At 39.2% G+C, this 22,539-nt stretch carries 14 protein-coding genes, 14 tRNA genes, 3 rRNA genes and 2 pseudogenes; all 33 read left to right on the forward strand.

The genetic code is table 11. The annotated features are described in order from the left end of the window. Positions 1–72: 72 nt before the first annotated feature. The 33 genes and pseudogenes from tyrS to LB888_RS06300 all read left to right on the forward strand — a co-directional run bounded on the left by tyrS (position 73) and on the right by LB888_RS06300 (position 22,392). Entirely contained in the window at positions 73–1,350 is a 1,278-nt protein-coding gene (tyrS, locus tag LB888_RS06145; RefSeq protein WP_318752263.1) for a tyrosine--tRNA ligase, read from the forward strand. Between the two features lie 448 nt (positions 1,351–1,798). Next, positions 1,799–3,466, forward strand: coding sequence for an NlpC/P60 family protein (locus LB888_RS06150; protein WP_318752264.1), 1,668 nt, complete (start codon positions 1,799–1,801; stop codon positions 3,464–3,466). Between the two features lie 146 nt (positions 3,467–3,612). Then, entirely contained in the window at positions 3,613–3,768 is a 156-nt protein-coding gene (locus tag LB888_RS06155) for a hypothetical protein (RefSeq protein WP_318752265.1), read from the forward strand. 443 nt (positions 3,769–4,211) lie between these two features. After that, complete coding sequence (locus LB888_RS06160; RefSeq protein ID WP_318752266.1) at positions 4,212–5,576, forward strand: ClC family H(+)/Cl(-) exchange transporter; 1,365 nt, start codon at positions 4,212–4,214, stop codon at positions 5,574–5,576. A gap of 26 nt (positions 5,577–5,602) precedes the next feature. Continuing rightward, a pseudogene (locus LB888_RS06165) lies at positions 5,603–6,486 on the forward strand (UTP--glucose-1-phosphate uridylyltransferase). Between the two features lie 60 nt (positions 6,487–6,546). After that, positions 6,547–7,596 carry a recombinase RecA gene (recA, locus tag LB888_RS06170; RefSeq protein ID WP_318752267.1) on the forward strand — a complete coding sequence of 350 codons (1,050 nt, stop codon included), beginning with the start codon at positions 6,547–6,549 and terminating at the stop codon, positions 7,594–7,596. Between the two features lie 567 nt (positions 7,597–8,163). Further along, positions 8,164–9,712, forward strand: a 16S ribosomal RNA gene (locus LB888_RS06175). A gap of 69 nt (positions 9,713–9,781) precedes the next feature. Then, positions 9,782–9,855 (forward strand) — tRNA-Ile (locus LB888_RS06180). A gap of 42 nt (positions 9,856–9,897) precedes the next feature. After that, a tRNA-Ala gene (locus LB888_RS06185) sits at positions 9,898–9,970 on the forward strand. A 200-nt stretch (positions 9,971–10,170) separates the two neighbouring features. Next, a 23S ribosomal RNA gene (locus LB888_RS06190) occupies positions 10,171–13,051 on the forward strand. Between the two features lie 83 nt (positions 13,052–13,134). Then, positions 13,135–13,250 (forward strand): 5S ribosomal RNA (rrf, locus tag LB888_RS06195). The 16S, 23S and 5S rRNA genes sit together here with 14 tRNA genes alongside, the layout of an rRNA operon. Positions 13,251–13,268: 18 nt before the next feature. Next, positions 13,269–13,341: transfer RNA gene (locus LB888_RS06200), tRNA-Asn, on the forward strand. Between the two features lie 33 nt (positions 13,342–13,374). Continuing rightward, positions 13,375–13,461: transfer RNA gene (locus tag LB888_RS06205), tRNA-Ser, on the forward strand. Positions 13,462–13,489: 28 nt separating this feature from the next. Then, positions 13,490–13,561: transfer RNA gene (locus LB888_RS06210), tRNA-Glu, on the forward strand. A 15-nt stretch (positions 13,562–13,576) separates the two neighbouring features. After that, a tRNA-Val gene (locus tag LB888_RS06215) sits at positions 13,577–13,649 on the forward strand. A 4-nt stretch (positions 13,650–13,653) separates the two neighbouring features. Continuing rightward, positions 13,654–13,726, forward strand: a tRNA-Asp gene (locus tag LB888_RS06220). Positions 13,727–13,729: 3 nt separating this feature from the next. Further along, positions 13,730–13,802: transfer RNA gene (locus LB888_RS06225), tRNA-Phe, on the forward strand. An 11-nt stretch (positions 13,803–13,813) separates the two neighbouring features. Then, positions 13,814–13,894: transfer RNA gene (locus LB888_RS06230), tRNA-Tyr, on the forward strand. A 23-nt stretch (positions 13,895–13,917) separates the two neighbouring features. Next, positions 13,918–13,988: transfer RNA gene (locus LB888_RS06235), tRNA-Trp, on the forward strand. A gap of 14 nt (positions 13,989–14,002) precedes the next feature. Next, positions 14,003–14,075: transfer RNA gene (locus tag LB888_RS06240), tRNA-His, on the forward strand. Between the two features lie 12 nt (positions 14,076–14,087). Further along, a tRNA-Gln gene (locus LB888_RS06245) sits at positions 14,088–14,159 on the forward strand. 39 nt (positions 14,160–14,198) lie between these two features. Further along, positions 14,199–14,269: transfer RNA gene (locus LB888_RS06250), tRNA-Cys, on the forward strand. Between the two features lie 9 nt (positions 14,270–14,278). Further along, positions 14,279–14,362: transfer RNA gene (locus tag LB888_RS06255), tRNA-Leu, on the forward strand. Between the two features lie 464 nt (positions 14,363–14,826). Then, entirely contained in the window at positions 14,827–15,486 is a 660-nt protein-coding gene (locus tag LB888_RS06260; RefSeq protein ID WP_318752268.1) for a hypothetical protein, read from the forward strand. 85 nt (positions 15,487–15,571) lie between these two features. Continuing rightward, on the forward strand, positions 15,572–17,704 hold the full coding sequence (gene nrdD, locus LB888_RS06265) for an anaerobic ribonucleoside-triphosphate reductase (RefSeq protein ID WP_318752269.1): 2,133 nt from the start codon (positions 15,572–15,574) through the stop codon (positions 17,702–17,704). After that, positions 17,704–18,288 (forward strand): anaerobic ribonucleoside-triphosphate reductase activating protein, encoded by a 585-nt coding sequence (nrdG, locus tag LB888_RS06270; protein WP_318752270.1) that lies wholly within the window; start codon positions 17,704–17,706, stop codon positions 18,286–18,288. The genes nrdD and nrdG overlap by 1 nt, the downstream gene beginning before the upstream one ends. A gap of 329 nt (positions 18,289–18,617) precedes the next feature. After that, positions 18,618–18,770, forward strand: coding sequence for a 50S ribosomal protein L33 (gene rpmG / locus LB888_RS06275; protein ID WP_318752271.1), 153 nt, complete (start codon positions 18,618–18,620; stop codon positions 18,768–18,770). A 9-nt stretch (positions 18,771–18,779) separates the two neighbouring features. Continuing rightward, positions 18,780–19,049 (forward strand): 30S ribosomal protein S14, encoded by a 270-nt coding sequence (rpsN, locus tag LB888_RS06280; RefSeq protein WP_276645497.1) that lies wholly within the window; start codon positions 18,780–18,782, stop codon positions 19,047–19,049. Between the two features lie 13 nt (positions 19,050–19,062). Next, positions 19,063–19,134, forward strand: a complete 72-nt coding sequence (locus LB888_RS12175) for a putative metal homeostasis protein (protein ID WP_412928326.1) — start codon at positions 19,063–19,065, stop codon at positions 19,132–19,134. 396 nt (positions 19,135–19,530) lie between these two features. After that, positions 19,531–20,613 (forward strand): M42 family metallopeptidase, encoded by a 1,083-nt coding sequence (locus tag LB888_RS06285; protein WP_318752272.1) that lies wholly within the window; start codon positions 19,531–19,533, stop codon positions 20,611–20,613. A 14-nt stretch (positions 20,614–20,627) separates the two neighbouring features. Continuing rightward, positions 20,628–20,891 (forward strand): MBL fold metallo-hydrolase, encoded by a 264-nt coding sequence (locus tag LB888_RS06290; RefSeq protein WP_318752273.1) that lies wholly within the window; start codon positions 20,628–20,630, stop codon positions 20,889–20,891. Between the two features lie 11 nt (positions 20,892–20,902). Further along, entirely contained in the window at positions 20,903–21,370 is a 468-nt protein-coding gene (locus LB888_RS06295) for an MBL fold metallo-hydrolase (RefSeq protein WP_318752274.1), read from the forward strand. Between the two features lie 15 nt (positions 21,371–21,385). After that, positions 21,386–22,392 (forward strand): annotated as a pseudogene (locus tag LB888_RS06300) (lipoate--protein ligase). The last annotated feature ends 147 nt before the right edge of the window (positions 22,393–22,539 follow it).

The following is a 22,539-nucleotide window of genomic DNA, read 5'->3' on the forward strand; positions in this document are numbered from 1 at the left end:
TTAGATTAAAAGTTGATAATACAAACTATACAAATTATAATAATAACAGATGAATGAGAAGGAGCGAGGATGTTGTCAATTATTGAAGAATTAGAATGGCGTGGAGCCATTAATCAACAGACCGATGCAGAAGGATTAAAGAAATTAATAGAAACTAAATCAATAGGCCTCTATTGTGGTGTAGACCCAACAGGAGATTCGATGCACATTGGGCATCTAATTCCATTTATGGTACTAAAGAGATTTCAATTAGCAGGACATAAACCGGTAGTGTTAATTGGGGGTGCTACTGGTTCGATTGGAGATCCGAGTGGACGTACTTCAGAGCGCTCATTACAAACAATGGATACCGTTAATGAGAATGCACGTAAGTTAGCAGCACAGTTTGATAAGTTATTCTTGAAAGGTGACGTCGCTAATAGCGGCTTTAGAATTGTTAACAACTATGATTGGTTAAGTCAAATTTCACTCTTAGATTTTTTACGTGACTATGGGAAGCATTTTAATATTAATACTATGTTAGCTAAAGATATCGTCTCAAGTCGATTAGAGGTTGGGATTTCATTTACGGAATTCTCATACCAAATTTTACAATCAATCGATTTTGCTTATTTACATAAAAATCACGATGTGCAATTACAAATTGGCGGGGCTGATCAATGGGGGAATATTACTTCCGGTTTAGATTATATCCGACGTACTCAAGGTCATGAAGCAGAGGTTTATGGCTTGACCATCCCATTGATGCTTAAATCCGATGGAACAAAATTCGGTAAAACAGCTGGCGGTGCAGTATGGTTAGATCCAGAAAAAACTACACCTTATGAATTCTACCAATTCTGGTTAAATCAAGCAGATGAAGATGTAGTAAAATTCTTAAAATATTTCACTTTCTTATCGAAGGAAGAAATTAATAAGCTAGAAGAGTCAGTTAAAAATGAACCTCATTTACGATTAGCTCAAAAAACATTAGCAGAAGAACTAACGAAGTTTGTCCACGGTGAACAAGAATTAGCAGAAGCCGTTCAAATCACTGAAGCTCTTTTCTCAGGTGATGTTCAAAATCTTTCTGAAAAGCAAATTGAAGAAGGATTTAAAAATATGCCACAATATGAAGCTAAGCAAGAGACTCAGAATTTGGCAGTGTGGTTAGTTGACACTGGCATCGTTAATTCGCGTCGTCAATCAAGAGAATTTATTACCAATGGTGCAATCAGCTTAAATGGCAATAAAATTACCGATGTAGATTATGAAGTCTCAACCGATGATGCGATTGGTGGTAAATACATTATTGTCCGACGTGGTAAGAAAAATTATTATTTAGTTACTTTAACTGACAAAATTAAGTAGATTTTTTTATTCGACTAACAGACGTTAAGCAACACATTAATTAACTGTTTGGTCTCATCTATTTAATTTATCGCGCGGTGGTTGAGTGGCCTCAAACTGCGTCTTAATGAGTCTGAGCATATACATGTTCAATTCAGTCAAGTTTGTACTCGTTAATAAAAAGCACAGTGGTTGAGTAGCCTCAACTGTTATACGGGGATGGGCAGAAGAAATGAAAACTATCCGGTTTTCTACTTCTGGTCCACTCCCTGTTTTATTGTAGTTTGTAACATTGAGGTGAAAAGCATTGAGTAAGTTTACAACTATGTTACAAAGTAAATACGATTTGGATAAATTCAACAATATCCGATTTGCATGTGTTAAGATAGTCTCAGCTAATTAAAGAGGGGAAGAACCCCTTGTATTCTGAATGATATATAAAATTATTTTAACTAGGAGAGATGGACCAATGAAGCTGAGCTTTACTAAAAAAGCATTTAAAACCTTATTTACGTCAACAATTATCTTAGGCTCTGTTGCTTCACCGATTGCAACCTTTGCTCAAGATTATGATACACTTATTAACGATACTCAAGCTGCGATTGATAATTTATCAGCTCAACAAGCAGCCTTATATTCTGAATTAGCTTTAGGATACGAAGCTTTAACAGCATTAAAAGAAGAAGCTGAAACTTTATTAGCTGAAATCGCCAAAGACGATGAAGCAATTGAAGAATTAAACGGACAAATCGCAGAATTAGAAGAATTAATCGCAAAACGTGAAGAACTATTGGATGATCAAGCAAGAGCGGTTCAAGCGAATGGTGGTAGCACTAATTACTTAAGCTTAATTGCTTCTTCAGAATCTATTAGCGAATTTGTTGGACGTTTAGACGTTGTTCGCAAAATGGTTTCTTCTAATAAAGATTTATTAGCAACTCAAAAAGAAGATAAAGAACAAGTTGTTAAAAAACAAGATGAAGTAAAAGCAGCAAAAGAAGAAAAAATTAACAAACAAATTGAATTAGAAGGTTTGAAAGCTTCATTAGAAGAGCAACAAAGTGCTAACGAAGAAGTTTACAACATTCTTACTGGAGACATTACTTTAGCTGCGGGACATCGTGATGCTTTAGTAGCAGAAAAAGCAGCTTTCGAAGAACAACAAGCGATTGCTATTGCGCAAGCAGAAGCAGCAGCTCGTATGGCGGCCGAAGAAGCAGCAGCTCAAGAAGCGGCATTAGTTGCGGCAGCAGCTCAGGTTGAAGAAACAACTGTAGCCAACGAAGTAGAGTTACCTGAAGTAGCAGCACCAGTTGCCGAAGAAACAGTAACAGAAGCACCAGTTGTTGAAGAAACAGTAGCGGAAGTGACTGAAGCGCCTGTTGTTGAAGAAACAGTAGCAGAAGTAACGGAAGCACCAGTTGTTGAAGAAACAGTAGCAGAAGTAACGGAAGCACCAGTTGTTGAAGAAACAGTAGCAGAAGTAACGGAAGCACCAGTTGTTGAAGAAACGGTAGCAGAAGTAACAGAAGCACCAGTTGTTGAAGACTTTGGAAATGAAGATAATTATGCAGCCGAAGAGGCAGCACGTATTGCAGCTGAAGAAGAAGCGGCGCGTATCGCGGCTGAAGAAGAGGCAGCACGTATTGCGGCTGAAGAAGAAGCGGCGCGTATCGCGGCTGAAGAAGAAGCAGCACGTATTGCAGCTGAAGAAGAGGCAGCACGTATTGCAGCTGAAGAAGAGGCAGCAGCATCAGCACCAGTGGCAACCGGAGATGTTTCTGCATTATTAAGTAATGCTTCACAATATTTAGGAACTCCATATGTGTGGGGTGGAAAATCACCAAGCGGATTTGATTGCTCAGGTTTCGTACAATATGTATTTAAGCAAACATATGGTATTGATGTAGGTGGCTATACTGGAGCACAAGAATACGCTGGTACTCAAATTAGTGTAGCTGAAGCTCAACCTGGAGATTTATACTTCTGGGGATCCCCTGGAGGAACATACCACGTTGCAATCGCAACAGGTGGTGGTGGTTACATCCACGCTTCTCAACCTGGAACACCATTAGAGTATAACTCAGTTAGTTCATACTTCATGCCAAGCTTTGCAGTACGTGTGAATATACAATAAAATAATAAATAAACTTACCAAGTGGCTCTAAGCTACTTGGTATTTTTTTGTCATGTTTCAAAAGAATGATATAGGACGTTTATTGATTGAAATTTTCGAGAGGATTGTTGTAAAAGCATTGGGATAAAAAGGGGAGTAATTCGAATTTGAGCATTGATGAAAAGAAAACAGGGAGTGGGCGAGAAGTAGAAAATCAGTTGATTTTCGCTTCGTCTGCCCACCCCCGCACAGTTGGGAGTAGACCAGAAGTAGAAAATCAGTTGATTTTCGCTTCGTCTGCCAACCCCCGCACAGTTGAGTAGGCCTCAAACAAGTCGAAAGACGCAGTTTGAGGCCACTCAACCACTGCGCTTTTAATTAACAAACAATAACTTAATTGATATTATCAACTCTATCCCTAATCTTATTAAGACGCAGTTTGAGACCACTCAACCACTGCGCTTTTAATTAACAAACAATAACTTAATTGATTTTATCAACTCTATCCCTAATCTTATTAAGACGCAGTTTGAGGCCACTCAACCACTGCGCTTTGAATTAAATAGACATGCCTGAACAGAATTTAAAAAGTTTTTGCCTAGCCTCTGTTGAGACAATGAGTTTTAATTTCCCATCTTTATAACCAAATAATAAAAAGTTGAAGCCTTTTTTAATTGCATCGGCAATCGTTTAAAAATTTTTGATGAACCTTTTTTTGTTCTATCGGCTTTGATATACTATACATTGGAACATAGAGGTGAATAAATTGGAAAGTTATTGTTTAAGCAAGCAAATAAAAATGTTAGTGTTAGGGATTGTTGTAGGGGCTATATCAGGTGTGATAGTAAGTGCGTTTCGATTTGGTATAGGGATTATATATAATCAGGTTGGAGAACTCTATCATCAAATGAAAGAGAATACCTTAATCGTCGTGTTATGGTTAATTTTTTCATTGATATTAGGATGGGTATTATCAATTATCACTAAAACGGATAGAGACATTAAAGGAAGTGGCATTCCACAAGTAGAATTACAAATGCATGGGAAGTTATCGATGAACTGGTGGAGTGTACTTTGGAAAAAATTTACTGTTGGCACATTGGCAATTGGATCGGGATTGCTGTTAGGTAGAGAAGGACCGTCAATTCAGTTAGGATCGGTAGTAGGACTTGGGTTAAGTCAAACTTTTAAGCTTGATGAAAAGACTAAAAAAGCTCTCATTGCTTGTGGAGCGAGTGCAGGGGTAGCCGCTGCTTTCAATGCTCCATTGGCAGGATTAATGTTTTCAATTGAAGAGCTCTATAAGAAGATGAATCATCAAATTGTCTTAATGATATTAACAGCTTCATTAACGGCCCATCAAGTTTCGGCAAAGGTTTTCGGGCATCAACCTACTTTAAATTTGTTGAATGAACACACTTTTCCACCGAAGGAATATTATTGGCTAGTAGCTTTGGGATTTTTTCTTGCTTTTGGTGGTTATCTATATTCAAAAGTAACCTTATCTTTACCAATTATCTTTAAGAGTTGCTTTCCATTCTTAAATAAACATTACTATGGATTAGTACCGTTAGTTTTGATAATTCCGTTAGGAATTTGCTTTCCTTTTTTATTAGGTGGCGGAGGACCATTAATCCTTTTTTTATTAAATAATCATTTTTCACTAAGCATGTTAATTATATTTTTGCTATTACGCTTTATTTATTCAATGTTATCCTTTGGTTCGGGTTTACCAGGAGGCATTTTCTTGCCTATATTAAGTCTTGGAGCACTTCACGGACTTGTTTTCGCAACAATTGCGACACAATACTTTGGTTTTCCTGAAGGATTTTTATCTTATATTGTCATGTTCTCGATGGCAGGTTATTTTGCTTCTATTAGTAAAGCACCATTTACGGCCATATTATTAGTGACCGAAATGGTAGGAGGAGTGACACAATTAGTACCAATTGCAATTTGTGTCTTAGTCTCTTATTTTATTGCGACGTTATTAGGAGTATCCCCTATCTATGAAGTACTAGCTGAAAGACTGTATTTTGATCAAAAAAAGTTTATCACAGCTAAGATAATTTTGTTTATGATATTTGTATTAAAGCTTGAGATAGGAATATCAATAGTTTCTATGGTATAATATTTAAGAATGTGAGGAGGCATTACATGACAAAAGTACGTAAAGCAGTTATCCCAGCTGCAGGTTATGGAACGGGATTTTTTCCCGCAACTAAAGCAAGTTCTAAAGAACTGTTACCGATTGTTGATAAACCTATTATTCAATTTATAGTAGAAGAGGCTTTTGATTCAGGAATTGAAGAAGTATTGATTATTACCGGTAAACAAAAACGTTCAATTGAGGATCATTTTGACTCAAATTATGAATTAGAACAAAATTTAGCTGAAAATGGAAAAGAAGCATTATTAAATGTTGTAAAATCAACTACCAGAGAAGGCTTATACTTTGTTCGCCAATCTTACCCGCTAGGGTTAGGAGATGCTATCTTACATGCGAAAGCTTTTGTTGCCAATGAACCTTTTGCGGTACTATTAGGTGATAACATTACAGAAGGGGATATCCCGGCAACTAAGCAACTTATTGATTTATATGAAGAACATCAATCCGCCTGTGTAGCAGTTGTCGAAATGGAAAATACACCAGAAAAAAATACGGTTTTGCCCAAATAGAATCTGACCAAGTGTCTGATGAAACGGTTTTTTCTGTCAAATCATTTGTCGAAAAACCAAGTAAAGCAGAGCAACCTTCAAATTTAGTTATAGCGGGACGATATATATTAACTCCGGATATATTTGAAGTGTTAGAGTCATTAGAACCAGGTGTTGATGAAGAAATTCAATTAACTGATGCTATTAATCAACTATCTCAAACAAATAAAGTTCTTGCTAAAGTTATTGAGGGTGAACGATTTGATGTTGGAGACAAATTAGGCTATCTGGAATACAGCTTACAATATGGCTTGAGACATCCTGAAACGAGTCAGGATTTAAAAAAATATTTAATTGAGCTAGTAAAACAACTAAAAGAATAGAGTAAAATACGTTTATTTGCGTATTTATAATTAGAGAATTATCTAAATGGAGGGGAAGAGTTGGATAAAGAACGTCAAATAGCTTTAGATAAAGCGTTAAAACAAATAGAAAAAGACTTTGGAAAAGGGTCGATTATGAGAATGGGTGAGAAAACTGAAACTCAAATTTCAACCATTCCATCGGGGTCATTAGGTCTTGATATTGCACTAGGAGTCGGTGGTTATCCAAGAGGTCGTATCATTGAGTGTTACGGACCAGAATCATCAGGTAAAACAACCGTAGCATTACATGCAATTGCGGAGGTACAAAAACAAGGTGGAACAGCAGCTTTTATTGATGCTGAACATGCACTAGATCCTGCATATGCAACTAATTTAGGTGTCAATATCGATGAGTTATTATTATCACAACCTGATACTGGTGAACAAGGTTTAGCCATCGCCGATGCTTTAGTAGCAACCGGTGCGATTGACATCATTGTAGTTGACTCTGTTGCAGCCTTAGTACCAAGAGCCGAAATCGAAGGGGAAATGGGAGACGCTCATGTAGGATTACAAGCAAGATTAATGTCACAAGCGTTACGTAAACTTTCAGGTACTATCAATAAAACCAAAACCATTTGCTTCTTCATCAATCAATTAAGAGAAAAAGTAGGAGTAGTATATGGTAATCCAGAAGTGACGCCTGGCGGACGTGCTCTAAAATTTTACTCAACGATTCGTATGGAAGTACGACGTGGTGAAATTATCAAAGATGGTACACAAATGATTGGGAATCGAACCAAAATTAAAATTGTAAAAAATAAAGTTGCACCACCGTTTAAAGAAGTTTTCGTAGACATTATGTATGGAAAAGGAATTTCACAAATTGGAGAATTGGTAGACTTAGCTGCTGATGCTGATATTGTTAAAAAAGCAGGATCATGGTATTCATATGGTGACATTAGATTAGGTCAAGGACGTGAAAATGCTAAAGTTTACTTAGAAGAAAATCCAGAGTTATTACAGGAGATTTTCGATAAAGTAAGAAGTTTCTATAATATTTCTAATAAGAAAGATAAAGCAAGTGATTCAGAGGAATCTGTAGAAGCTTTATTCGATATGAAATAAGGCTAACTATTGAAAATATTTTCATTGAATCAAATATAATAAAGTCCCCTAAAAATGATAAAAATTTTTAGGGGACTTTATTAAAAATTTACCTATTATTGAAACAAAAACAATGGTGGTTAAAACAAAATAATATCGCACCTTAAATTATAATTATAAATGGGAAGAAACCGTTGGGGATTTTAGATCGATAGCATCGTTTTAAGCGGTTTTGTCTGTAATTTCTGTAAAAAATGTAAAAATAAAGTAAAAAAGGTGTTGACGAGTGTTGGATAACATGATACTATAAGGGAGTTCCAAGCGAACAAGACGAAAGATTGAAAAAGAAATAAAAAAAGTTGAAAAAACTTGTTGACAGTTTCAATCAAACGTGATATTATATAGAAGTTGCTTAACCAAGCAACAACGAAGCTCATTGAAAACTGAACAAAGACAAACACCAAAAATGTGTAGGGGATAATTCATTTGAATTATCACAACATACCCGAATATAAATTCGAGACAGAGTGGTAACTCTATAAATATACAAGCTAGTAAATAGTAAGAGTCTGAAACGACTCATGAAACTTTCATGAGAGTTTGATCCTGGCTCAGGACGAACGCTGGCGGCGTGCCTAATACATGCAAGTCGAACGAACCGCAACTTGAACTTGTTCTCGTTAAGGTTAGTGGCGCACGGGTGAGTAACACGTGGGGAACCTGCCCTTTAGTGGGGGATAACAGTCGGAAACGACTGCTAATACCGCATAGACAATTTAACCGCCTGGTTAAGTTGGGAAAGGTGCTACGGCATCATTAAAGGATGGCCCCGCGGTGCATTAGCTAGTTGGTAAGGTAACGGCTTACCAAGGCGATGATGCATAGCCGACCTGAGAGGGTGATCGGCCACATTGGGACTGAGACACGGCCCAAACTCCTACGGGAGGCAGCAGTAGGGAATCTTCCGCAATGGACGCAAGTCTGACGGAGCAACGCCGCGTGTGTGAAGAAGGTTTTCGGATCGTAAAGCACTGTTGTTAGAGAAGAACGGCTACTAGAGGAAATGTTAGTAGATTGACGGTATCTAACCAGAAAGCCACGGCTAACTACGTGCCAGCAGCCGCGGTAATACGTAGGTGGCAAGCGTTGTCCGGATTTATTGGGCGTAAAGGGAGCGCAGGTGGTTTCTTAAGTCTGATGTGAAAGCCCACGGCTTAACCGTGGAGGGTCATTGGAAACTGGGGAACTTGAGTGCAGAAGAGGAAAGCGGAATTCCATGTGTAGCGGTGAAATGCGTAGATATATGGAGGAACACCAGTGGCGAAAGCGGCTTTCTGGTCTGTAACTGACACTGAGGCTCGAAAGCGTGGGGAGCGAACAGGATTAGATACCCTGGTAGTCCACGCCGTAAACGATGAGTGCTAAGTGTTGGAGGGTTTCCACCCTTCAGTGCTGGCGTTAACGCAATAAGCACTCCGCCTGGGGAGTACGACCGCAAGGTTGAAACTCAAAGGAATTGACGGGGACCCGCACAAGCGGTGGAGCATGTGGTTTAATTCGAAGCAACGCGAAGAACCTTACCAGGTCTTGACATCTCTTGCATATCTTAGAGATAAGAGAAACCCTTCGGGGCAAGAAGACAGGTGGTGCATGGTTGTCGTCAGCTCGTGTCGTGAGATGTTGGGTTAAGTCCCGCAACGAGCGCAACCCTTATAACTAGTTGCCAGCATTCAGATGGGGACTCTAGTTAGACTGCCGGTGACAAACCGGAGGAAGGTGGGGATGACGTCAAATCATCATGCCCCTTATGACCTGGGCTACACACGTGCTACAATGGATGGTACAACGAGTCGCTAACTCGCAAGAGCATGCCAATCTCTAAAAGCCATTCTCAGTTCGGATTGTAGTCTGCAACTCGACTACATGAAGCCGGAATCGCTAGTAATCGCGGATCAGCACGCCGCGGTGAATACGTTCCCGGGTCTTGTACACACCGCCCGTCACACCACGAGAGTTTGTAACACCCGAAGCCGGTGGCCTAACCAATAGGAGGGAGCCGTCGAAGGTGGGATGGATGATTGGGGTGAAGTCGTAACAAGGTAGCCGTATCGGAAGGTGCGGCTGGATCACCTCCTTTCTAAGGAGTACTGGAACTACACGGAGTTAGGATTTGTCATTGTTCAGTTTTGAGTGAGGTTCACTAAACGGGCCTATAGCTCAGTTGGTTAGAGCGCACCCCTGATAAGGGTGAGGTCGATGGTTCGAATCCATTTAGGCCCATTGCTCAACAAGCAACAATATGGTATAATAAAATACCAGCACGGGGGATTAGCTCAGCTGGGAGAGCGCCTGCTTTGCACGCAGGAGGTCAGCGGTTCAATCCCGCTATTCTCCATTGTTAGTTAAGACTAACATCATAGTTCATTGAAAACTGAATAACGAAACAAACGATATTGATTATTTTAACAGGAGTAATCAATATAGATTATATAATTTCAAGAGAAAGATATAATAAACCGAGAATTGACCGAGTCTATATAATAATATAGAGAAATTAAGAGTAAAGGGGAAGAGCCTTTACGAGCGCAAAAATGTGGTTAAGAAACAAAGGGCGCACGGTGAATGCCTTGGCACTAGGAGCCGATGAAGGACGTGACGAACGACGAAACGCTTTGGGGAGCTGTAAGTAAGCTATGATCCAGAGATATCCGAATGGGGGAACCCACTGCTAAATGCAGTACGCGTAAGCGAGGAAGACGCAGAGAACTGAAACATCTAAGTACCTGCAGGAAGAGAAAGAAAAATCGATTCCCTAAGTAGCGGCGAGCGAAAGGGAAGAGCCCAAACCATTGTGCATGCACAATGGGGTTGTAGGACTCCGATATAAGACTGAAGTGAGTAGTAGAATCTGATGGGAAGCAGAGCGAGACAAGGTGAGAGCCCTGTATACGAAACTGACTGACGCTTTAGGAGTATCCTGAGTACGGCGGGACACGAGGAATCCCGTTGGAATCCGCCAGGACCATCTGGCAAGGCTAAATACTCCCTAGTGACCGATAGTGAACCAGTACCGTGAGGGAAAGGTGAAAAGCACCCCTGGAGGGGAGTGAAAGAGTACCTGAAACCGTGTGCCTACAAGTAATCAGAGCCCGTTAAGGGGTGATGGTGTACCTTTTGTAGAATGGACCGGCGAGTGACGATAACATGCGAGGTTAAGTTGAAGAAACGGAGCCGAAGCGAAAGCGAGTCTGAATAGGGCGAGAGTATGTTGTTGTCGACCCGAAACCAAGTGACCTACCCATGAGCAGGTTGAAGGTGTGGTAAGACACACTGGAGGACCGAACCAGGACACGTTGAAAAGTGTTTGGATGACTTGTGGGTAGCGGAGAAATTCCAATCGAACTTGGAGATAGCTGGTTCTCTCCGAAATATATTTAGGTATAGCCTCAGAGTAAGAGTGATGGAGGTAGAGCACTGTTTGGACGAGGGGGACGCAAGTTTTACCGAATTCAGATAAACTCCGAATGCCAAGTACTCATCTCTGGGAGTCAGACTGCGAGTGATAAGATCCGTAGTCGAAAGGGAAACAGCCCAGCCCACCAGCTAAGGTCCCCAAGTAATTGTTAAGTGGAAAAGGATGTGGAGTTGCACAGACAGCTAGGATGTTGGCTTAGAAGCAGCCATCATTTAAAGAGTGCGTAATAGCTCACTAGTCGAGTGATTCTGCGCCGAAAATGTACCGGGGCTAAACAATACACCGAAGCTGTGGATTCTAGTTTAAGACTAGAGTGGTAGGAGAGCGTTCTATATGCGGGGAAGGCATACCGTGAGGAGTGTTGGAGCGTATAGAAGTGAGAATGCCGGTATGAGTAGCGCAAGACGGGTGAGAATCCCGTCCACCGATAGACTAAGGTTTCCAGGGGAAGGCTCGTCCGCCCTGGGTTAGTCGGGACCTAAGCCCAAGCCGACAGGCGTAAGCGATGGACAACAGGTAGAGATTCCTGTACTTGATGTTATCGATTGAGTGAAGGAGGGACACAGGAGGTGACTCCACGCATCCGGATGGAAGAGGATGTGCAAGCAGTAAGTTTTAGTAAGAGTTAAATGCTTTTACTTAAGAGAATGAGCTGTGAAGCGTAGCGAATTAAAGTAGCGAAGGTGGATAATCAAACTGTCGAGAAAAGCTTCTAGCGAGATAACATGAACCCGTACCGCAAACCGACACAGGTAGTCAAGTGGAGAACACTAAGGTGATCGAGAGAACTCTCGTTAAGGAACTCGGCAAAATGACCCCGTAACTTCGGGAGAAGGGGTGCTGGTAGCAATACCAGCCGCAGTGAATAGGCCCAGGCGACTGTTTATCAAAAACACAGGTCTCTGCCAAATCGAAAGATGACGTATAGGGGCTGACGCCTGCCCGGTGCTGGAAGGTTAAGAGGAGAGGTTAGCGCAAGCGACGCTTCGAATTGAAGCCCCAGTAAACGGCGGCCGTAACTATAACGGTCCTAAGGTAGCGAAATTCCTTGTCGGGTAAGTTCCGACCCGCACGAAAGGCGTAACGATCTGGGCACTGTCTCAACGAGAGACTCGGTGAAATTATAGTACCTGTGAAGATGCAGGTTACCCGCGACAGGACGGAAAGACCCCATGGAGCTTTACTGTAACTTGATATTGAGTGTTTGTGTGACATGTACAGGATAGGTAGGAGCTTAGGAATCGTGAACGCCAGTTTACGAGGAGGCGTTGGTGGGATACTACCCTTGTGATATGAACCCTCTAACCCGCGTTGTAAGGCAACGGGAGACAGTGTCAGGTGGACAGTTTGACTGGGGCGGTCGCCTCCTAAAGAGTAACGGAGGCGCCCAAAGGTTCCCTCAGAATGGTTGGAAATCATTCGTAGAGTGCAAAGGCAGAAGGGAGCTTGACTGCGAGACCAACAAGTCGAGCAGGGACGAAAGTCGGGCTTAGTGATCCGGTGGTACCGTATGGAAGGGCCATCGCTCAACGGATAAAAGCTACCCTGGGGATAACAGGCTTATCTCCCCCAAGAGTTCACATCGACGGGGAGGTTTGGCACCTCGATGTCGGCTCATCGCATCCTGGGGCTGAAGTCGGTCCCAAGGGTTGGGCTGTTCGCCCATTAAAGCGGTACGCGAGCTGGGTTCAGAACGTCGTGAGACAGTTCGGTCCCTATCCGTCGCGGGCGTAGGAAATTTGAGAAGAGCTATCCTTAGTACGAGAGGACCGGGATGGACGCACCGCTGGTGTACCAGTTGTTCCGCCAGGAGCATCGCTGGGTAGCTATGTGTGGGAAGGATAAGCGCTGAAAGCATCTAAGCGCGAAGCCAGCTTCAAGATGAGATTTCCCATTCGAAAGAAGTAAGACCCCTGAGAGACGATCAGGTAGATAGGCTAGAAGTGGAAGTATAGTGATATATGGAGCGGACTAGTACTAATCGGTCGAGGACTTAACCACGAAGATTTAAGGTTAAAGCGTTTGTGAGTTATTCAGTTTTGAGTGAACTATAATAAGTTTACTAAAAGAAAATAATGTACCTGTGTGGTGATGATGGCAAGAAGGATACACCTGTTCCCATGCCGAACACAGCAGTTAAGCTTCTTAGCGCCGATGGTAGTTGGACCTTTGGTCCTGTGAGAGTAGGACGTTGCCGCGCAGGGTATATTTTTTTCATTCCGCAATAGCTCAGCTGGCAGAGCGCATGACTGTTAATCATGATGTCGTAGGTTCGAGCCCTACTTGCGGAGTATTTTGTATAGAGTGGAGACAGCTTCTAAGATGGAGAGTTGTCCGAGAGGCTGAAGGAGCACGATTGGAAATCGTGTAGGCGGGAGACCGTCTCAAGGGTTCGAATCCCTTACTCTCCGTACAGAATAGACGAGAATATAAAAAGAAGGTCCGTTGGTCAAGTGGTTAAGACACCGCCCTTTCACGGCGGTAACACGGGTTCGAATCCCGTACGGATCATAAGAGAATAGACATGGAGGTTTAGCTCAGCTGGGAGAGCATCTGCCTTACAAGCAGAGGGTCAGCGGTTCGATCCCGTTAACCTCCATTCCGGTTCCGTGGTGTAGGGGTTAACATGCCTGCCTGTCACGCAGGAGATCGCGGGTTCAAATCCCGTCGGGACCGTATGGCTTGGTAGCTCAGTTGGTAGAGCATTTGATTGAAGCTCAAAGTGTCGGCGGTTCGATTCCGTCCCAAGCCATTTAATAAAACGGAGGGATAGCGAAGTGGCTAAACGCGGCGGACTGTAAATCCGCTCCTTCGGGTTCGGCAGTTCGAATCTGCCTCCCTCCATAGGATAAGACCTAGAGGACGATAGGGACTTAGTTTAACGGTAGAACAACGGTCTCCAAAACCGTTAGTGTGGGTTCGATTCCTACAGTCCCTGTTAGGTGGATAATGGCGATTGTGGCGAAGTGGTTAACGCATCGGTTTGTGGCACCGACATTCGAGGGTTCGATTCCCTTCAGTCGCCTCTTTATATTATTGGGGTATAGCCAAGCGGTAAGGCAACGGACTTTGACTCCGTCATTCGTTGGTTCGAATCCAGCTACCCCAGTTTTTTTAATTTAAATAGAAACATAGCTATAAAAGATATGGCGGTATAGCCAAGTGGTAAGGCATGGGTCTGCAAAACCTCGATCACCGGTTCAAATCCGGTTACCGCCTTACAATTAGGCCGGTGTGGCGGAATTGGCAGACGCGCTGGACTCAAAATCCTGTGCCTTCACGGGCGTGTCGGTTCGACCCCGACCATCGGCATCTTTTTATAACGACATTAGTTTTGAAGACCTTAGTTGCTTGGTAGCGCTAAGGTTTTTTCTATATATAAAAAATGGTGGACCAGTTTTTATAGGCTCTTTGGCACATGAATCTTATACATTTACAACTATTAGTCTGGCACCTAGTCTACTCAATAAATTCTTCAAATGATATATGGTAACGACTTTCTGTTATATATCCGTAATGTGGTAGCATCGAATTCTGTTATTTTAACAATAGTTTCTAGGTTATCGTATGGGGGTAAAATTTCTACTTTTCTTCAAAAACTAAGTAAACAATTCTTAGTTTTTTATAAGACTATGTAGTTATTATTATGGTTTATACAACTTAATTATATATATTAGTATATTAATATTATTATAAATAAAATTTATATATCAATTGACTTGTAATCGTTTCCATGATAATATATTTTTCAGTATAGTATAATAAGGAGGAAAGTGATGGTTGTCTTTCGTAAGAGTTTTAATTTTTATTTACATTTGCCAATAGCTTATTATTCTAGAGATACAGTTCTCGATAGTCCTTTTATATTAGATTTTTTGTATGATCGTTCAGAAGCTGATCATTATAGTAATTTTCCTTTAATATATTCCTTTGATCAATATTATTCTCATGTTGAATGTGTGATGAGAGGTTTCTTAGTACGTGAAGCATTATATGAATTAGTGGATAGCTGGCATTATATTCAAACGCAAGATAAAATGAATTCTAATAAATTGTGCACTCAATTAATTCGAATGAAGCCATATTTTAGTGGTTTAACTGAATTATTATACGGTAAGAAGGATAGTTTCTTGCATAATGTGCCCTTAGAAACCCTTCATCAATTTTTTGAACAATATTCATTCGATGAATTCGTGAACCTTATTAAACCTTATTGTGAAATCGTTGATGTTCGTCATTTTACTGAGAAGAAATTTTCGCTTATATCCTATGTTTTTTCAAACGAATATTTAATTAATCGCTCTATTAAAGCGAATTGTATTTATTTAGAAGATTTATTAGAAAATGCAACACTTTGTGAAAGTATTTTGGAACGTCTGAATAAACCGGAATTAGCCTATATACTTAATTATTTTTTATATTTTATTAATAAATAATTTTTATGAAATCACTAGCTAAAATACTATATATGTGGTACTATGTTCAATATGAACACTACATATAGTATTTGGGGTGATTAGAATGGTAGTGGGTTTAAATAAAAAACAAATTAATTTTGATAGTTTAATTGTACAAAAACGTGATGGCAGAAAAGAAAAATTCAATTTGAACAAAATGATTTTTAGTTTAAAACGTTCCGGTCAGTTTGATATAGATGACAAAATTGCTGATATATCTGACCGTATTTTTCAGGCTAATGAAGATAGTATGATTAAGAGTAGTTCCATAAAAGAGATTATATCATATGTAAGTCAAGATGAATCTGAAGATAAATTTGCTAAAAAGATGTCAGAAATTGAAGAAAAGGCTACTAATTTAGAATATCAAGTTAACCAACTACGTTCTCGCAACACACAAATTGTGAACGAAAATGCTAATAAAGATAGTCGTGTCTTTAATACTCAAAGAGATTTAACAGCGGGCGTTCTTTCAAAAGTAGTCGGGTTAGATTTATTGCCTGAATCGGTCAAAAAGGCCCATTTAAAGGGGCAAATTCATTATCATGACTTAGACTATCATCCGTATGCACCAATGACTAACTGTTGTTTAATTGATTTTAAACAAATGTTCGAGAATGGCTTTCAAATTGGAAATGCGCAGGTAGAATCACCAAAATCAATCCAGACAGCGACTGCACAAATGGCGCAAATTATCGCTAATGTGGCTAGCAGTCAATATGGTGGTACTAGTGTTAATCGTATCGATGAATTGTTAGAACAATATGCAGAACTTAATTATAAAAAGCATCTTAAAACTGCTGCCGAGTGGATTGAAGATGCAGAGAAACAAAAAGAGTTTGCGATGAAACAAACCAAAAAAGATATATATGATTCAATGCAAAGTTTAGAGTATGAGATTAATACTTTATATACCTCTCAAGGTCAAACACCTTTTACTACTTTAGGATTTGGGCTAGGAACTTCTTGGTACGCTCGTGAAATTCAGAAATCAATTCTTAAGGTTAGAATTTTAGGTTTAGGTAAAGAAAAACGTACAGCTATTTTTCCTAAATTAGTTTTTACTTTAAAGGATGGAGTAAACTTAAATCCTATTGATCCAAACTATGATATTAAGCAATTAGCGTTAGAATGTTCTACTAAGCGGATGTATCCAGATGTGTTAATGTATGACAAAATTGTTGAATTTACAGGAAGTTTTAAAGCACCGATGGGGTGTCGTTCTTTTTTACAAGGATGGCAAGATGAAAATGGTAATGAGGTCAATGAGGGTCGAATGAATTTAGGTGTCGTGACCTTAAATTTACCTCGTATTGCGATTGAATCGATGCAATCGAAAGATCGTTTCTGGGAACTATTAGATGAACGTCTGTCAATTTTAGAAGAGGCCCTAGTATATCGTGTTGAACGTGTAAAAGAAGCATTGCCTGAAAATGCACCAATCTTATATCAACATGGTGCTTTTGGTAAACGTCTAACAAAAAATGATTCAGTAGATGAAGTTTTTAAAAACCGTCGTGCGACCGTATCAATGGGTTATATTGGACTTTATGAAGTAGGGACTGTCTTTTATGGTCCTAACTGGGAAACGAATGCTGAAGCCAAGCGATTTACAGTAGACATCTTAAAATATATGAAAGCATATGCAGATAAATTAGGCAGACAATATGGCTATCATTTTAGTATTTATGGCACACCTTCAGAAAGTTTAACGGATCGTTTTTGTCGGATGGATCAAGAGTTTTATGGCATGATTCCCGATGTAACAGATAAAGATTATTATACTAATTCCTTCCACTATGATGTTCGAAAACAACCAACACCTTTTGAAAAGCTAGATTTTGAATCAGAATATTTACCCTATACTTCAGGTGGATTTATTAATTATTGTGAGTATCCTAATATGCGTCAAAATCCTAAAGCTTTAGAGGCTGTTTGGGATTATGCGTATCAAAAAGTGGGCTATTTAGGTACCAATACACCGATTGATCATTGTTATGAATGTGGATATGATGGTGATTTTAAACCAACCGAAAGAGGGTTTCAATGTCCTCAATGTGGCAATCGTAATCCTGAAACTTGTGACGTCGTAAAGAGAACATGTGGTTATTTAGGAAATCCACAGTTAAGACCAATGGTAAAAGGACGTCATAAAGAAATTTCTGCACGTAAGAAACACATGAAGGGTTCGTTATAATGAAGAATCCACAACCAAAAGAATGGCGTTCAGAAGATTGGTCACAACATAAAGTTGCCGATTATAAGCCATACAACTTCGTCGATGGTGAAGGGGTCCGTTGTAGTTTATATGTTAGTGGTTGCTTATTTCAATGTGAGGGCTGCTATAATAAAATCATTCAAAATTTTAATTATGGTACTTATTATACTCAAGAATTAGAAGACCAAATTATTAAAGATTTAGGGGCTTCTTATTGCCAAGGATTAACCTTGTTAGGAGGAGAACCTTTCTTGAACACTAAGGTATTATTACGTCTTTGTAAGCGAGTAAGAGAAAAGTATGGTGATACTAAAGATATTTGGTCGTGGTCTGGTTATACTTGGGAAGAATTACAGCAAGAAACAGATGATAAATTAGCATTACTTGATTATGTTGATGTCTTAGTGGATGGACGGTTTATTTTAGCAAAATGTGATTTAACTTTACGTTTTCGTGGGAGTTCAAATCAACGTATAATCAATGTGAAAGAAAGTCAAAAGAAGAATAAAGTCGTTTTATATTATCCAGAAGATGAGCTATTATCTAGTGAAGCAGAAGGATAATGGACACAATAATAAGAAGGTTATATGTTTTTTTATTGTTGTTAGATGAAGCAACAACATTATGTGACATTGAGCCAATATACAAAGGGTTATTGATCTATCGGGTATACCGAATGGATTAATAACTCTTTTTTTAATGTGAAATTACATTTGAATTCAAAAGACGCTATTTTCAGATATTTTTAAGTGAGTTAAATTCATAAAACCCATTGTTATCTGTTAAGGCCGGTTGAATGTATCAAAAGATATAATAATAGGTACTCTAAACTTGATAAAAAGTAATCACTACTATATAATAAGTAATACTTACTATTTGATGAGGTGTGAACATGCGCGTTAATATTTTATTGGAACATAAAGAAACAGGTGAACGCATGTATTTAACTAGTAAGAATAAGCGAAATAACCCTGAGCGATTAGAGTTAAAAAAATATTCACCAAAATTAAGAAAACCTGTCATCTTTACAGAAGTAAAAAAATAAGGAGTATTTATGGCAAAAAAATCGAAAATCGCAAAATATCATAAACAATTAGCAATGATTGAACAATATGCGCCACTTAGACAACAACTAAAGCGTAATAAAGATTACCAAGCATTGGCCAAATTACCTAAGGACGCCAATCCTAATCGCTTAAAAAGAAGAGATCGTTTAGATGGACGTCCACGTGGTTATATGCGAAAATTTGGTTTATCGAGAGTTAATTTTAGACAACTGGCTAATCGGGGGTTAATTCCTGGGGTAAAAAAAGCGAGCTGGTAGGAGGAGGAAGCGAATGAAGTTGAATGTCTCAAGTGCTTATCGTTATTTACAAAGTCCCAATCGTAAAACAAAAAAAGAGCATTGAAATTAATTAAACAAAGTAAAAAGCAGCGAAGCGTTTCATAGTTGATACATGATGAAAATTCCACTTGAATTAGTGATGAATAAATATATAAAACCACTTTATCTTTTCGAGTATGTAGTGACCCCAATAATTAGTAACCTCTGTGGGGCAGCTCAGATCAAGTGGTTTTTTTATGTTCATCATCATCTCATCTACCAGTGGTTGTATAAGGTTTGACATTATCGATGGTTTTCTCGTTCATCAATTATATCTAAGTCCTAAATTTCATTTCATTATAATCGATTCTAATATTAATCATCGATATCTTGTTATTTTTTATTAAATTATGACTAAAATGTGTTATGATATTTTTGTATATTAAAAAAATTCTATTAAGTATGATGAGGAGATGGATCAATGACAGTTGATGAAACATTATTGGTAAAACTGACGGAAGCCAATGCGATTGGTGGCAATGAAGGTCAGGTTCGTTCTATTTTTAAAGAAGCAACAAAATCGGTGGCCGAAGACTATTTAGAAGATGGTCTAGGAGGAATTTTTGCTCAACATACAGGAAATGAAAAGGGTCCTCGTGTGATGATTGCGGGCCATATGGATGAAGTTGGCTTTATGGTGAGTCAAATTACCGAAAAAGGTTTCTTAAAGTTTGTGCCCATCGGTGGTTGGTGGAGTCAAGTCGTTTTAGCGCAACAAGTGACCGTTACGACACGTGATGGCAAAACATTCCATGGTGTAACAGGTTCGAAACCACCACATGTTTTAACACCAGAAGCGCGCAAAAAACCGGTTGATATGAAAGATGTTTTCGTGGACTTAGGTGCTAGTTCAAAAGAACAAGTATTAGAATGGGGAATTCGTCCAGGTGACATGATTACACCTTACATTAAGACACAACGTATGAATGGGACGCCATTCTTATTAGGTAAAGCATGGGATAACCGTATCGGTGTAGCAGTGGCGATTGAAGTATTAAAAGAATTAGCAGCCAGTGGCCATGAAACAGTTTTATTCTCGGGTGCTAATGTTCAAGAAGAAGTAGGTTTAAGAGGAGCTAAGGTGGCGACTCATTTATTAAATCCTGATCTTTCAATTGCTTTAGATACGGGAACAGCTGGTGATACACCAGGTATGACTGAAAAAGAAGCAGATAGTGTCCTAGGTAAAGGACCTCAAGTCATTATTTATGATGCATCGATGATTGCTCATAAAGGGTTTAGAGAATTTGTCATCGATGTAGCAGAAGCTGAAGGCATTCCGTTCCAATATACATTCATTACGGGTGGTGGGACAGATGCTGGTTCACAACAGCAAAGTTTAAATGGTGTACCATCGATTGCGATTACAGTACCCGTTCGCTATTTACACTCTCATACATCGATGATTCACGAAGATGATTTCAAAAATACCGTTCGCCTTGTAGTAGCCATTATTAAAAAATTGAATCAAGATACCCTTAAAACAATTAAAGAAAATGCTTAATTTGAGGTGATAAGATGAAATTATATTGTATTGGCTCAGCGGGGGGTTACCCTTTAGGAGATAATGGCACAACTTCCTATGTGGTAACCTCTTCGGATGGTGCGTATCACTTGTTATTAGATGCTGGGAGTGGTTCAGCTTTAGCAATAGAAGAGTATATCCCCGTCAATGATTTAGACGCCGTATGGTTAAGTCATGACCATCCTGATCATAGTGCGGATATTGGAATTTTTCAACATCTTTTTTCCTTAAAAAACCGGCTAGCAAAAAAGGACTGATTCCGGTTTATATGAACAAGAATTCGAGTTTATGGCCGATTATGATGACAGATGCCTCAACGGAGCCTCGTCAATATTTAATTGAAGAACCAATGGATATCGGACCCTTTAAAGCCAGCTTTATTAAAACAACGCATCCAGTAGAGTGTGCTGCGATACGTTTAGAAGAAAAAACAACTCAAAAAGTATTAGTCTTTACAGCTGATTCAGGTTGGCAAGATTCCATGGTCGATTTTGCTAAGAACGCGGATGTACTAATTGCGGATACAAATTTTCCAGCAGCTAAAGGGCGTAATACTATTCATATGACCTCAACAGAAGTCGCTACCTTAGCCAATATGGCTGAAGTAAAGCAATTGGTGGTTTCTCATATTCCCCCACAAGCGGATGTGGACCAAATAATGTCTGAAGTCACCATGGCAATTCAACCGACGATTAATATTATAAAAGCAGTACCAAAATTAGAAATTGAATTTTAAAATGGAGGTTTGAAAATGATTTTTGTAGACAATGAAAATAATTATGATGCTAGCGTCAATATTGCTTTAGAAACTTACTTAGTAGAGAACAAATTGGTTGATGAACCGATTTTACTCTTCTATATCAATAAACCATCAATTATTATTGGACGTAACCAAAATACAATTGAAGAAGTAAACCAACCTTATTTAGATGAACATGGTATTCAAGTAGTCCGTCGTATGTCAGGCGGGGGTGCTGTTTATCATGATTTAGGTAATGTATCCTTCTGTTTCATTAAGGATGATGACGGCTCATTTCGTGATTTCGCCAGCTTTACTAAGCCGGTCATCGAAGCCTTACATAAATTAGGTGCAACAGGAGCTGAATTACAAGGCCGCAATGATTTATTGATTGATGGTAAGAAATTTTCAGGAATGCGATGTACGCTAAAGATGGTCGTATGACGGCACATGGGACAATTTTATTTAATTCAGATTTAGAAGAAGTTAATAATGCTTTAAAATCACGTAAGGAAAAAATTGAATCAAAAGGAATTAAATCGATTCGCTCTCGTGTCACTAATATTGCACCTTATGTTAAGGATGAATACAAAGATTTATCGATTGAAGCATTTCGTGATGTTTTATTATTAGAAATTTTCGGTGTCGCTTCAAAAGAAGAAGTACCTCGTTACCAATTGACTGAAGAAGACTGGAAAAAAGTTTATGAAATTCGTGAACAACGTTTTGGTAATTGGGATTGGAATTATGGTCAATCGCCAGCTTTTGATATTGAAAAAAGTAAAAAGTTTGATTTCGGATTGGTGGATTTCCGTTTTAATGTCACGAATGGTAAAGTAAGCTCTGCTAAAATTTATGGTGACTTCTTTGGCTTAGGCGATATTAAAGATGTTGAAGAAAAATTAGTAGGTGTGAAATATACTAAGGAGGATTTCTTAACAGCTTTTGACGCGATCGATGTTAATAAATATTTTGGTCGTGTGACGAAGGAAGAAATTATTGAAATGTTATTTGCTTAATCGGCGATTGTGAGCGACTTGAACGTATAAATATTTAATTATGTCGAGTGGGGGTGGACCAGAAGTAGAAAATCAAATGATTTTCGCTTTGTCTGTCCACCCCCGCAAAGTTGAGTAGGTCTCAACCAAGTCATTAAGACGCAGATT

Origin of the sequence: Globicatella sp. PHS-GS-PNBC-21-1553 (assembly GCF_033564055.1) — a bacterium.
Taxonomy (GTDB): Bacteria; Bacillota; Bacilli; order Lactobacillales; family Aerococcaceae; genus Globicatella; species Globicatella sulfidifaciens.

Bases quoted from the DNA above. Each gene is read 5' to 3' on its own strand.
- LB888_RS06150 (WP_318752264.1), top strand. From the start codon at position 1,799: ATGAAGCTGAGCTTTACTAAAAAAGCATTTAAAACCTTATTTACGTCA.
- LB888_RS06260 (WP_318752268.1), top strand. From the start codon at position 14,827: ATGGTTGTCTTTCGTAAGAGTTTTAATTTTTATTTACATTTGCCAATA.
- nrdD (WP_318752269.1), top strand. From the start codon at position 15,572: ATGGTAGTGGGTTTAAATAAAAAACAAATTAATTTTGATAGTTTAATT.
- nrdG (WP_318752270.1), top strand. From the start codon at position 17,704: ATGAAGAATCCACAACCAAAAGAATGGCGTTCAGAAGATTGGTCACAA.
- rpmG (WP_318752271.1), top strand. From the start codon at position 18,618: ATGCGCGTTAATATTTTATTGGAACATAAAGAAACAGGTGAACGCATG.
- rpsN (WP_276645497.1), top strand. From the start codon at position 18,780: ATGGCAAAAAAATCGAAAATCGCAAAATATCATAAACAATTAGCAATG.
- LB888_RS06285 (WP_318752272.1), top strand. From the start codon at position 19,531: ATGACAGTTGATGAAACATTATTGGTAAAACTGACGGAAGCCAATGCG.
- LB888_RS06290 (WP_318752273.1), top strand. From the start codon at position 20,628: ATGAAATTATATTGTATTGGCTCAGCGGGGGGTTACCCTTTAGGAGAT.
- LB888_RS06295 (WP_318752274.1), top strand. From the start codon at position 20,903: ATGAACAAGAATTCGAGTTTATGGCCGATTATGATGACAGATGCCTCA.